The sequence below is a fragment of the Hyphomicrobium nitrativorans NL23 genome (assembly GCF_000503895.1).
Taxonomy (GTDB): Bacteria; Pseudomonadota; Alphaproteobacteria; order Rhizobiales; family Hyphomicrobiaceae; genus Hyphomicrobium_C; species Hyphomicrobium_C nitrativorans.
Genome location: NC_022997.1, coordinates 1,328,534 through 1,339,994, shown reverse-complemented (window position 1 = coordinate 1,339,994; position 11,461 = coordinate 1,328,534). Strand labels below are relative to the sequence as shown.

Sequence of the window (11,461 nt, the reverse complement as noted above, 5' to 3'; positions counted from 1 at the left end):
CGTCCGATGACGTATTTAAAATGGCCGGCATACGCTTATGCTCGGCAGTATAACCGTCGGACGCCGCGCACAAGCCAGGGGGAGCCGAAGACGTGACAATCGCCACGCGCTGCCGAAACATATGCCCCGCTCTGGCCCTCGCGCTCTTGCTTGCCGTCAACGCGATCCTTGTCTCGCCCGCCGCGGCCCAGGAACTGGAGCTGATCGGCTCCGCGCGGACCACGCATCAGACGGCGAGCCTCACGTTTCGCCTTTCCCCGGGCCAGTCCCGACTTTCGGAAATCCGCGTCCGCTCGGGAAGCCTCGCGCTCCACCTCGAAGCTGTGGAAATCGTCTTCGCGGACGGCAGCCTTCAGCGCGCCCTCGTCCAGGAGAGCCTGGGCCCCGGCCACCAGAGCCGGCCGATTGGGATCCGGAACCGCCAAGCGGTGCGAGAAATCCACATCTCGAAGCGTCCCGGCATGAGGCCGGGCGAAACCGTCATCCAAATCCTCGGGCGGCCTGCGCGCTAACCGCACAGCGGTGGGAAATCGCGCGAGACTCGCGTAACCAGGATCGCAAAATCCTCACACCTGCCGACGATACACCAGAGGCACGCCGCCCCGATGGCCATCCGCCAGCTCAGTCCCGAAACGATCAACCGCATCGCCGCGGGCGAGGTGGTCGAGCGTCCGGCGAGCGTCGTGAAGGAGCTTGTCGAGAACGCGCTCGATGCAGGCGCGCGCGAAATCGAGATCGTGACCGCGGCAGGCGGACTCTCGCTGATCCGCGTCACCGACGACGGCATCGGCATGGACGCCGCCGACCTCAATCTCGCCGTCGAACGCCATGCCACATCCAAGCTCGCGAGCGACGATCTCCTCGCCATCGACACACTGGGTTTCCGCGGCGAAGCGCTGCCGTCTATCGGCTCGGTCGCCTGCCTCGTCATCACCTCGCGCCCACGGAGCGCACGCGACGCGCTGGAAATCGTCGTCGACCGCGGCGCCAAGCACGCGTTGAAACCGGCGGCCCTCAATCCAGGAACGCGCATCGAGGTGCGGGACCTCTTCTCCGCCACGCCCGCGCGCCTCAAATTTCTCAAATCGGAACGGGCCGAAAATCTCGCCGTCTCGGAAGCGGTCAAGCGCCTCGCCATGGCGCATCCTCATGTCGGGTTTTCGCTGACGATGGGAGAACGCACGAGCCTCAGCCTGCCCGCGTGCGAACCGAACGCCGACGGCCTCTTGAAGCGCCTCGGCCGTATCATGGGTGCGGCGTTCATGAGCGACGCCGTGCCGGTCCGGGGCGAGCGCGACGATATCGGAGTCCACGGCTTCGCGGGCCTGCCGACGCTACATCGACCGGACGCAGCTCAGCAGTTCCTTTTCGTCAACGGCCGGCCCGTGCGCGACAAGCTCGTGACGGGCGCGGTGCGCGCGGCTTACGGCGATCTCGTCCCGCGCGGACGCCATCCCTTGCTTGCCCTCTTCGTGACGCTTCCGCCGTCCGAGGTGGACGTGAACGTTCATCCCGCGAAAACCGAAGTCCGGTTCCGCGATGGCGGCGCGGTGCGCGGCCTCCTGATCGGAGCGCTACGCCACGCGCTCGAAGCGGCCGGCTTTCGCGCCAGCGCACAGGGCGGCGCAAGGACGCTCGAAACCCTGGCGCGCACGGGAACGCCTCCGCCGCCAGCCTATCCGGACCGAGACGCCGCGCACGCCTCTCGTCCTCTCGGCGGCTTCGCCGAAGAACAGCAGGCGGCTTTCGTCGAGTTTTCCGCGCCCGCCGCCGACACCAGCGTGCATGAGGAAGCGCCCGCATCCGATCATCGCGCCCGCCCGCTCGGCGCCGCCCGGGCCCAACTGCATGACACCTACATCGTCGCCGAGACGGAAAACTCCGTCGTCATCGTCGATCAGCACGCCGCGCACGAACGCCTGGTCTACGAACGTCTGAAAAGCGCCCTCGAAAACGGCGGCGTGGCACGTCAGGCGCTTCTCATTCCGGCCGTGGTGGACGTGGGCGACGACGAAGCGGCAGCCCTCGAAGAAAAATCCGAAGAGCTCACCGAGCTTGGCCTCGTGCTGGAACGCTTCGGCGCGGGTGCAATCGCCGTACGCGAGGTTCCCGCGCTGCTCGGAACGTCCGATGTCGACGGCCTCGTGAAGGATCTTGCCGCCGATCTCCTGGCCGAGGGCTCGGCCGCGCCGTTGCGCGAACGCCTGGAAGCGATTGCGTCCCGCATGGCCTGTCACGGCAGCGTGCGCGCCGGCCGCCGCTTGACGGGCGCCGAGATGAACGCGCTTCTCCGCGAGATGGAAGCCACCCCCTTCTCGGGCCAATGCAATCACGGCCGTCCGACCTACGTCGAACTGAAACGGTCCGACATCGAGCGCCTGTTCGGCCGGACGTGAGGCTCAGGACTGAGGCGGAGACGAGCCGAACCGCCCGAACACGGCTTGCGTATCGCCCCAGCGCCGCCGGTCCAGCTCCGTGAAGCCATCCGGCAACACGACCTCCGCATCCCCGCGCTCTTCGAGCATCACAACCGCGCCGGGCGTAAGCCAGCCGCCGTCTCGGAGCGCGGCAAGCGCAGCCTCGCCGAACCCCTTGCCATACGGCGGATCGAGGAAGGCGAGCGAGAACGGCGCCATGGTGCCGGCAGGACCGAGATCGGTTGCATCGCGCCGGAAGATCCGTGTCGAGCCCGTCAATCCCAACGCTTCCACATTGGTGCGAATGAGCGCCCGCGCCTCCGCGGCATCCTCCACGAACAGCGCATAGGCGGCTCCCCGCGAAACGGCCTCGATGCCGAGCGCGCCCGTACCCGCAAAAAGATCGATCACGCGCGCGCCATCGAGGGAGAACTCCGCAATCCCGTGTTCGAGAATGTTGAAAACGGATTCGCGCACGCGGTCGGATGTCGGCCGCACCCCCTCATGCCGGGGCGCAGCAATCGCGCGCCCGCGAAATTTGCCGCCCACAACACGCATCAGGGTTTCTCGCGCCTATCTTTGCGGGGCCCGCCCTTTTGGAATGTGCCCTTGCGACCCCCCGCGCTGCGGGGCTTCCCGTCGCGCTGCGGCGGCGAGCGCCGGTCGGATTGTTCCTTGCCGCCATATGACTTGCGGCCATGATCGTTGTCGCCGCGCTCGTTGACGTCACGCTCCTTCACGGCGCGAACTTTCTTGAAACCAGGCTTTTTGGCCTGCGGCTTTTCCTCCCGGTCGTCGAGCAGACCGAACTGTTCGGCAAGTTCCGCACCAAGCTGATCGGCGAGCACGCGCCGCTTCACGGATTCGGCCTCTCCCGGCTTCAGATCGAGCAACTGGAACGGCCCGAACGAGACCCGGATGAGCCGGTTCACTTCGAGCCCCAGATGCGCGAGCACCTTGCGGACTTCGCGGTTCTTGCCTTCGCGGATCCCGACCGTAAGCCACGTATTGGCGCCCTGCATCGTATCGATAGCGACCTCGACCGGCCCGTAACGCACGCCCTCGATCTCGACACCGTCTTTGAGCGCTTCGAGTTCGGGCGCGTTCACGCGTCCCTTCGCCCGCACGCGATAGCGCCGCAGCCAGCCGGTCGCAGGCAGCTCCAGATGGCGCGCAAGCTCCCCATCGTTGGTGAGCAGGATCAGGCCCTCGGTGTTGAAATCGAGACGCCCGACTGAGATCACGCGCGGCAGATCCGGTGGAAGGCTGTCGAACACGGTCGGCCGCCCCTGCGGATCGTTATGCGTCGTCACGACCCCCTTCGGCTTGTTGTACCGCCAGAGGCGCGCAGGCTCCGCCACCGGCAGCGGCCGCCCGTCCACGAGCACGCGATCCTTCGGCTTCACCTCGACCGCAGGCGTGGTGAGCACCTGGCCGTTGACGTTGACGCGCCCGTCCGCGATCCAGCGTTCGGCTTCCCGACGCGAGCATAGCCCCGCCCGCGCCATAGCCTTCGCAATCCGCATCGGTTCGGAAACGGCAGGCCCCTGCGGCACAGATCTTGGCGAAGTCGTACGCGGCGACGGCCCGCTCCGGCGTAGACCGCCCTCCGGCATCGGCCGCCCGTCTCGCTGTGGGCGCCCATCCTTCACGGAGCGCGCCTCGCGCTGCGGCCGCACGGAAAACTGACGTTGCGGACGTCCGTCCCGCTGAGGGCGATCCTCGCGCTGAGACCGTCCTTCACGCTGGGGCCGCCCGTCGCGTTGGGCGCGGTCCTCGCGCTGCGGGCGCCCTTCGCCCTTGGGGCGGCCGTAAAGCACGAAGCCGCCGTCACGTCGGGAGCGCACATCTCCGGACGCGCGCTCGTCGCGCGGCGCGGAGGGCTTCCCGGCACGTGGCGGGCGTCCAGCACCCGGCGGCTTCCCGCTGCCAAACGGCTTCTTATCGGAGCGGCGGCCTTGCGGCTTGCCCTTGGGCGGGCGATGACCGAATGATGATTTGTCTTTGGGCATGGGGCTTACGAGGATGATGGATGACGACCTTATGGCAGCTCAGACCCGCCTCGGCCACATGGAACGCGCATTGGAAGAGGCGCGCGCCGCGGGCGAACGCGGCGAAGTGCCCGTCGGAGCCGTGCTCGTAGCCCCCTCGGGCAGCATCGTCGCCACCGCCGGAAACCGAACCCGCGAGCAGTCCGACCCGTCCGCCCACGCCGAAATGCTGGTCATCCGCGCCGCCGCTGCCGAGCTCGGCAGCGAGCGTCTCATCGACCACGACCTCTACGTCACACTCGAACCCTGCCCGATGTGTGCGGCCGTCATTTCCTTCGCGCGCATTCGTCGCCTCTATTACGGCGCGTCCGACCCGAAAAGCGGCGGCGTCGAGCATGGACCCCGCATCTTCAGCCAGACGACGTGCCATCATCGGCCGGATCTCTATCCAGGCCTCGGCGAAGTAGAAGCGGCCACCCTTCTGCGCGAGTTCTTCGCCACGCGACGATTGGACTGACGAAGCCGCACTCAGCCTAGGTTTTTCCGATCACCTGCGCGCCCGCGTTTGTGTCGAGCAACAGAGAGAGACGCTCCCTCAGCGCGTCTTGCGCCGGTTGCGCCGCCGCGAAAATCTCGCGCATCTTCAGAAACTCCAGCGCCTGATACCGGCCCGTACCCGCGTCGATGTAGATATCGGGCCGATGCGACTTGAGCTTTTCGCGCACGATGGACCGCTCGAACAGAAATGACGAAGAAAACAGCGCCTCGATGGCCGTTGGGCGCGCGCGCTTGGGCGAGGGCACCGTTGTGCCGGACACGTCGATGGCAACGAGGACGTCTGCCTCTCCCACGAGAATGTCGAACGGAAGCGGGTTCGTGAGCCCTCCGTCGACAAGACTGCGCCCATCCATCAGCACCGGCTCGAAGATGACGGGCAACGCCATGCTGGCCGCCACGGCGGGACGGAGCGGCCCCGACGAAAGCACGACCGACTCGAGCGCATAGAAATCGCTGGCCACGATCCGCAGCGGAATTTCGAGTGCCTCGAAGGTGTCCGGCACTCGCGGCGGCAGGAGCACGTCGAGCAGCCCGCCGGGCGCCAGAAACGCGGCACGGCTCGTGAACGGATTGCGGGAATTGATCGCACGGGCGGCGCGTGCCGTGAAAAGACTGCGGATCAACTCGAAGCGATTTCCGAGCGCCTCCTCCGTCGCTTCGCGGATCTCGCAGCCGGAAAGCCCGGCAGCGTACGCAGCCCCGAAAATCGCCCCGATCGAGCTGCCCGCGATCACCGCGGGCTTGATCCCGAACTCGTCGAAGACTTCCAGCATGAGGATATGCGCAAGCCCGCGTGCGCCCCCTCCGCCCAAAACAAGGCCGATTCTCGGCCCCTGTCCCGCCGCTGACGGCCCAGAAGAACGGCCGCGTTTTGCCGCAATGCCCGATGGTCCGGGGTCTGCCATGATCAAGCCTCAGAGATGCCCTCTCTCCCTGCACCATATAGAGAGGCCCTGGCGTCCGTGCAAAACGGTCGGGGATGTAAGCCGCGAAGCAGGCCGGATGAGCCGGCGCGCGGCGTTGATGACGGAGTTGATCATGCTGAATTCTTCGAGGCCGCGCGTTGCCTGCGTGATACTGGCCCTCGCGACCGCCGCCGCAACCGCTTCGAGCGCATTCGCCGAACGCTGGCCCGGTACGTCGGCCTCCATCGGCGGCGCGATCGCTGCCCGCGTGATCGGTATCAAATGCACCAATCACATGTCGCCCGCGGAGGTCGTAGAGCTCGACACCTACATCGAGCAGCACCAGGCGACGTTCATGTCGGAAAGCACGGCCAACCGCCGCTTGGCCGAAACGGCCTTCCCGCGTATCGCCCGCGACTACGATTTCATGTATAGCCAGCCAAACGCTTGCAACGACCAGTCCCGCGAAATGGTGCAGGACATGCTGACCCGCATTCGGGCGGAAGAAAAGAGAGAGAAGCAAGCAGGCCTTGCGAACTAAGGCCAGGGCATCGGCTTCAAACTCGGGTACAAAAGAAAACCGGGGGGACGCGTCCCCCCGGTTTCTTGTTTCCAAGCCCTGCTTCGCTTACGCCAGCTTGAACGGCATGTCTTTCCCGGCGAAGAACGCGTCGATGTTGTCGAGCGCCTCGAAGCCCATCTGGTTGCGCGCTTCCACGGCCGCCGATCCCAGATGCGGGAACAGGAACGTATTCGGCAAGTCGTAGTAGCCCTCGTGGATCTTGGGCTCGCCCGCGAACACGTCGAGGCCCGCATAGCCGAGACGGCCCGACTTGAGCGCCGCGATCATGTCTTCGTCGTTGACGAGGTCGCCGCGCGCCGTATTCACGACAATCGCGCCCTGCGGCAGCTTCGCGATCACGTCTTTATTGAAGAAGTAACGCGTCTCCGGCGTCGACGGCGCGTTGATGGAGAAGAACTCCGAAACGCTGAGCAGGCTGTCGAGGCTGTCGTGATAGACGGCGTTGTACTTCGCTTCCACCTCGGGCTTGGCGCGGTAGATATCGTAGTAGTGGATCTCCATGTCGAAGCCGCGCGCACGCTGCGCGAGAGCCTGACCGATCTTGCCGAAGCCGTAGATGCCGAGCTTCTTGTTGTCGAGCCGCTGCCCGACGAGTTGCAGCGGCTGCCAGCCCGGCCACGAGCGGGTGCGGATCATCTTTTCGCCTTCGGCCGCGCGCCGCGCCGAACCGAGCAGCAGGAGCATGGCGATTTCAGCCGTCGCGACCGTCACGCCGTGGGGCGCGTTGCCGACCTTGATGCCGCGCGCCTTGCAGGCTTCGAGATCGATGTGATCGAAGCCGATCGAGAACGTCGAGACGCACTTGATGTTCTCGGGAATACGGTCGATGACCTCCTTCGGACACTTCTCGTTGAGTGTCAGCAGGATAGCGTCGACGGACTTCGCCGTCTCCAGCATCTCGTCGATGGTGATCTTCGGCTCGCCGTTGTGCGCGATGACGTCGTAGGTCTCGCGGGCGCGGGCCATGACGGCCTCGGGCAGAGGCCATGTGATCAGGATCTTCTTCTTAGCCATGGGTTGCGTCCTCCCCCGTGTTCCGGCGATTTCGACTTTGGTCTGAGACTGGCCGCGATCCATGCCGCAGGAACGGCGTTCTGACAAGCCTTTCGGGGCGAGACGCGGCCGCAGCGGCGAAAGGCGCCAGCGGAGCGGCCCGGTCAGGGCTGCGTCCGTGAGGCCCGCCGAGCCTCGGCGCAACCGGAATAAACCGTTTGTTCACCATGTGAGCGGCACATTTGAAGCCGCGCCCCTGAAGCCGTTTTTCGCGGGCGCGCAGCCATTTCTCTCCCCTGACCGGCCGATTCCCCGGCCGAGATTGCGATGCCGTCATGAGGGTCCTGCTCCTTGTTCTGGCACTGCTCGCCGTGCTCAAGATCTGGGCCCACGAGACCGCCTACCGCTCCGCCACGGAAGAAGCGCTCGTTTCTGCCTACCGGGCGCGCGCTGCGGACGCATGCGCCCGCGTCTCGCTCTTCGCCGCAAGCAGCACGGGCGGCCTCGCCCCCCACACGCTCGATTGGGTGAGCAGCGCCGTGCCGCGGATCTCCGTGGGCAACCCTGCGGTCCGAGTCCAGCTCTGGCAGATCGACCACGAGTTGTGGGACGCCCGCTACCGCCAGCCCTACTTGATCCTGGGAGACGGTCCGGCAGGGCTGTCCTGCACCTACGACATCCTGGCCGGCTCGGCCGAGATCTACCGCTCCTGAAAGCTTCCTCTCCCGACGCAAAAACGCGGCGCCCCTCTGTAGAGCGCCGCGCCCTTGCCGTCGCGGGAGAAGATCGCGATCAGAACTTGTACTTGAAGCCCGTCCAGATCGTGCGGCCGATACCGGGCTTCATGCCGTCCTCGCGGTCGGAGATGTAGAACTTGTTGAGCAGGTTATCGCCAGCCACGAAGATGCTCGCGCCCGTATCGCCGATATCGAGATTGAAGCGGGCCGAGAGCAACCAGATGCTGGGGACCTTTCCGTCCTCGCCGGCCTCTTCGATCTCGCATTCGAACACGCCGCCACCCTCGTCGTCGCACTCAAGCTCGCCACCGAACCCGAAGGGCGTGTTGGCCTCGTCGGTAAAGAACGAACCGCGGTACGTCCACGTCACGCTCGCATCCCAGCGCCAGCCGGTCCGCTGCTCGACGCCCAGCGTAAGAGCGGCCACCTGCAGCGGCACTTCAGGAATGCGGTTGCCGCTGAAGTCGTCTCCGTCGGGCGTAATCAGGTCTTTGAAGATGCCGCGAGAGTAGGTGTAGTTGCCCTCGGCATAGACGTTGAACGAGCCGCCCGTGAAGGGCTGCGAGTTCAAGCGGCTGTAAAGTTCCACACCGCTGATCTCGACCTCGTCCGCGCGCCCGTAGGACCTGTCGACGGCGGCGTTGAACGACGCGCCGAACTGGTAATCCTGAAGACGCTGGTAGAAACCCGCCACCTCGAAATCGAGGCCGCGAATCGCCGTGCTGCGCAAACCCAGATTGAAGTTGTCGCCGATCTCGTCCTTGACCGGGAAGTCCTCGTTACGCAGGACACCCGTCGACATGCCACGGTGATAGCCGCCGAAGACGGTCGTCCGGTGGAAGCCCGTGTAGGCGAAGGCGACACCCGGAAGCGCGTGGAAATTGTCGAAGCTTTCTTTCCGTGGATCGGGATTGAGCACCAGACCGTCGATCTCCAGGCAGTCCGGATCTCCGAAATTCGCCGCGCAATCGCCGTCGTCGCCACCGCCGGCTTCGCTTTCCTCGCGTGCCACGACGCGATTGATGCGGCTGGCGCGATACCATTCGAAGCGAACGCCCGGCACGACGTTGAAATCGCGTGCAACCTCGACATTCGATTGCAGGAAGCCTGAAACCGCATTCGAATCGAGCTCGCGATCGAAGATCGTCGCGCCCGCCTTGTCGCCCTTCTTCAGGATCTCGTTTTCGAGGCCGATGAAGTTGCGGTTGGTCATGTCCTGGTATTCGTAGCGGACACCCGCCTGAAGCGTATTGTTGAAGCCGAGAATGTTCTGGTTCGCCCACTCGCCGCGCATTTCCGCGCCGACATGGCGGAACGTGCGCAGCCGCCCGAACATCGTGTTCTCGCCGAAGAAGACCGCACTATCCTCCACGCCATCGGCGAAGGGCGGCGTATCCTCGTCAAACACGGGTTGGCCGGGGTTCGTTTCCGGCGTGCCGTCGGGCAGCGAGCTGAACCGCATAAGCTGATAGCGGTCGCGCTGATGCTTGCCGGCATAGAGCCGCGTCGTGATTGTCGTATCCTCGTCGAGATAGGCGTTGTGCACGATCTGGCCGCGCCAGACGTCGCCCGCATACGTGTTGAGACCGGCACCGGGCGCAAAGCACGTCTTGCAGTGCTTCAGCATTTTGAACTGCTGCTCGGCAAGGCCCATGAAACCCGCTGCGACAGCCTCGGCCTGTTCCTCGGCGTCGTCCTCGTCCGCGGCGTTGAAATCGCCGAGTTCGTAGTTCCCGAGGAAGTTCTGTTCGTCGTAATTGTCGCGCTGACGTGCGTACGAAGCCGAAACGATGAGATCCGAGCTCGATCCCTTCCAGCCTATCGCGCCGTAGAAATCGTTGAAGCGCAAGCGCTCCGTATCCCACACGCCTTGCACGTTTGCGCCGGAGTATGAGGCGACGACACCGACATTGCCGATCGATTGGCGTGTATGCGTATGCCAGCGGGCGGAGATGTCCGTGTCGGACGTTCCGAAGAAGATGTCGTCGTCGGCCTCAGGCACGCTCCCAGGACCGTCGCCTTCGAATTCGCGGAACGAGCCCGTGCGCGTCTTGGTGAACCCGATTGCCGAGCTGATCACCGTCTCGTTGGGGCCGAAAGGCGACAGGTTCCGCGCATTGATCACGCCGAAGTTGTTGTTCGGCCCGTGCGTGACGACGGTTCCACGGATCACCTCCACGCTTTCATAGCGGTCCATTGGCCCCCAGTAATGCACCGAAGGATCGAGCCAGAGCGCGAGGTTGACCGCGTGGCCGTCTTCCATGACGAGCATCTTGCGCGACCGGCGCGCCGGCGCGCCGCGAACGGCGACGCCGCCGTGATGGGCATTGGCGTCGTCGTTGATGATGATGACGCCCGGCACCCGTGTCAGCGCCTCGTTGATGTTGCGCGGCTGGCGCTCCGTCAACAATTGCGGCGTGAGCTGCGTCGCAGCAGCAGAGAACCCGTCGAGGGTCTCGGGCACGAGTTGGGTAGGGTTGATCGGCGTCTGCGCCGATTGCTCCGCGCGGGCCTGGGCACCGCCGCTGGCTGGAGAACCGTAGGGCGAATTGGCCAGCGCAGGCGCCTCCTCGTCGAACGCCTCCTGAGGCGGCGGCATGGGCTGAGGCACCGCGGCTGGCGGCGCCGCCTTTTTCGCAATCGGGGCGGCCTTCTTTTTCGCAGGCGGAGCCTTTTGCTGAATGACCTCGACCTCGGGCAACTGCCCTTCGGCCGGCTGGGCGGCGTTCTGCGCCAAGACACCGGAACTCAGTCCGGCGAGCCCTATCGCGAAAATTGCAGATCTGGTCGTAACCACCTTCATCCCTACCTCCCCTCAGGCACAACCCGCAGGGCGATACACGGCAGATGTTTTCCGTCCGGTTCGCCACGTTTAGGTCAAAATCAGCAATGTCTGAGAGAGACGGCTGCGACAATAGTGACAAATTCCCAATCCATTCCGGGAAAGACGAAACCACATCAGGTGTTGCTCGTCCGCATCATAACATCCGGTGTTATACGGAGATACTTTCCGTAGCTTTTGCCACCAGGACAGCGTCGCCTGCGCGGAGTGTCGGCGTGACGCGCCAAAACAGCGCCGCAACGCCAGAGAGCATTGGGAAGTCAAAGACATCGGGAACATGCGCATTGGGCGGACATGGGCGCGAACCAGACGCCCAGAGGCGGGAAAGAACCCCGATGGAACGCTCCACTCACGAGCACTCAGGTCGGGACTTTTTCCCGATTTCCTGATGGAGCCACGAGATCGGGCCGAACCCGACCGTTCGAGAGCGAACCT

Annotated in this window: 11 protein-coding genes; 6 read left to right on the top strand and 5 right to left on the bottom strand. The window is 65.0% G+C overall.

Annotation, left to right across the window (positions count from 1 at the left end; translation table 11 throughout):
- Window positions 1–92: 92 nt before the first annotated feature.
- Entirely contained in the window at window positions 93–512 is a 420-nt protein-coding gene (locus tag W911_RS18315; protein ID WP_158412839.1) for a hypothetical protein, read from the top strand.
- A 93-nt stretch (window positions 513–605) separates the two neighbouring features.
- Complete coding sequence (mutL, locus tag W911_RS06215; protein WP_023786674.1) at window positions 606–2,396, top strand: DNA mismatch repair endonuclease MutL; 1,791 nt, start codon at window positions 606–608, stop codon at window positions 2,394–2,396.
- Window positions 2,397–2,399: 3 nt separating this feature from the next.
- On the opposite strand, the gene rsmD is transcribed toward mutL, so the two are convergent.
- Both rsmD and W911_RS06205 read right to left on the bottom strand, forming a co-directional pair.
- Window positions 2,400–2,975 (bottom strand): 16S rRNA (guanine(966)-N(2))-methyltransferase RsmD, encoded by a 576-nt coding sequence (rsmD, locus tag W911_RS06210; protein WP_023786673.1) that lies wholly within the window; start codon window positions 2,973–2,975, stop codon window positions 2,400–2,402.
- Window positions 2,975–3,943, bottom strand: coding sequence for a pseudouridine synthase (locus W911_RS06205; protein WP_280113258.1), 969 nt, complete (start codon window positions 3,941–3,943; stop codon window positions 2,975–2,977). Before W911_RS06205 ends, rsmD begins: the two co-directional genes overlap by 1 nt.
- Window positions 3,944–4,108: 165 nt before the next feature.
- Here W911_RS06205 and W911_RS18695 point away from each other — a divergent pair, with 165 nt between their 5' ends.
- Entirely contained in the window at window positions 4,109–4,411 is a 303-nt protein-coding gene (locus W911_RS18695) for a hypothetical protein (RefSeq protein WP_023786671.1), read from the top strand.
- 49 nt (window positions 4,412–4,460) lie between these two features.
- Window positions 4,461–4,925 carry a nucleoside deaminase gene (locus tag W911_RS06200; RefSeq protein ID WP_041317683.1) on the top strand — a complete coding sequence of 155 codons (465 nt, stop codon included), beginning with the start codon at window positions 4,461–4,463 and terminating at the stop codon, window positions 4,923–4,925.
- A 16-nt stretch (window positions 4,926–4,941) separates the two neighbouring features.
- Here W911_RS06200 and W911_RS06195 read toward each other — a convergent pair whose 3' ends face one another.
- The gene (locus W911_RS06195; protein WP_023786669.1) at window positions 4,942–5,871 is read right to left on the bottom strand and encodes a patatin-like phospholipase family protein; all 930 of its coding nucleotides are present in this window, start codon (window positions 5,869–5,871) and stop codon (window positions 4,942–4,944) included.
- Window positions 5,872–5,968: 97 nt separating this feature from the next.
- Between W911_RS06195 and W911_RS06190 the strand changes: the two genes are divergently transcribed.
- On the top strand, window positions 5,969–6,412 hold the full coding sequence (locus W911_RS06190) for a hypothetical protein (protein ID WP_023786668.1): 444 nt from the start codon (window positions 5,969–5,971) through the stop codon (window positions 6,410–6,412).
- Window positions 6,413–6,499: 87 nt separating this feature from the next.
- On the opposite strand, the gene W911_RS06185 is transcribed toward W911_RS06190, so the two are convergent.
- On the bottom strand, window positions 6,500–7,468 hold the full coding sequence (locus W911_RS06185) for a 2-hydroxyacid dehydrogenase (RefSeq protein WP_023786667.1): 969 nt from the start codon (window positions 7,466–7,468) through the stop codon (window positions 6,500–6,502).
- Between the two features lie 314 nt (window positions 7,469–7,782).
- On the opposite strand from W911_RS06185, the gene W911_RS06180 reads away from it, so the two are divergent.
- A complete protein-coding gene (locus W911_RS06180) occupies window positions 7,783–8,160 on the top strand; it encodes a hypothetical protein (RefSeq protein ID WP_023786666.1) in 378 nt (125 codons plus the stop codon).
- Between the two features lie 79 nt (window positions 8,161–8,239).
- Here W911_RS06180 and W911_RS06175 read toward each other — a convergent pair whose 3' ends face one another.
- Window positions 8,240–10,987 carry a TonB-dependent receptor family protein gene (locus tag W911_RS06175; protein WP_041316365.1) on the bottom strand — a complete coding sequence of 916 codons (2,748 nt, stop codon included), beginning with the start codon at window positions 10,985–10,987 and terminating at the stop codon, window positions 8,240–8,242.
- Window positions 10,988–11,461: the final 474 nt, after the last annotated feature.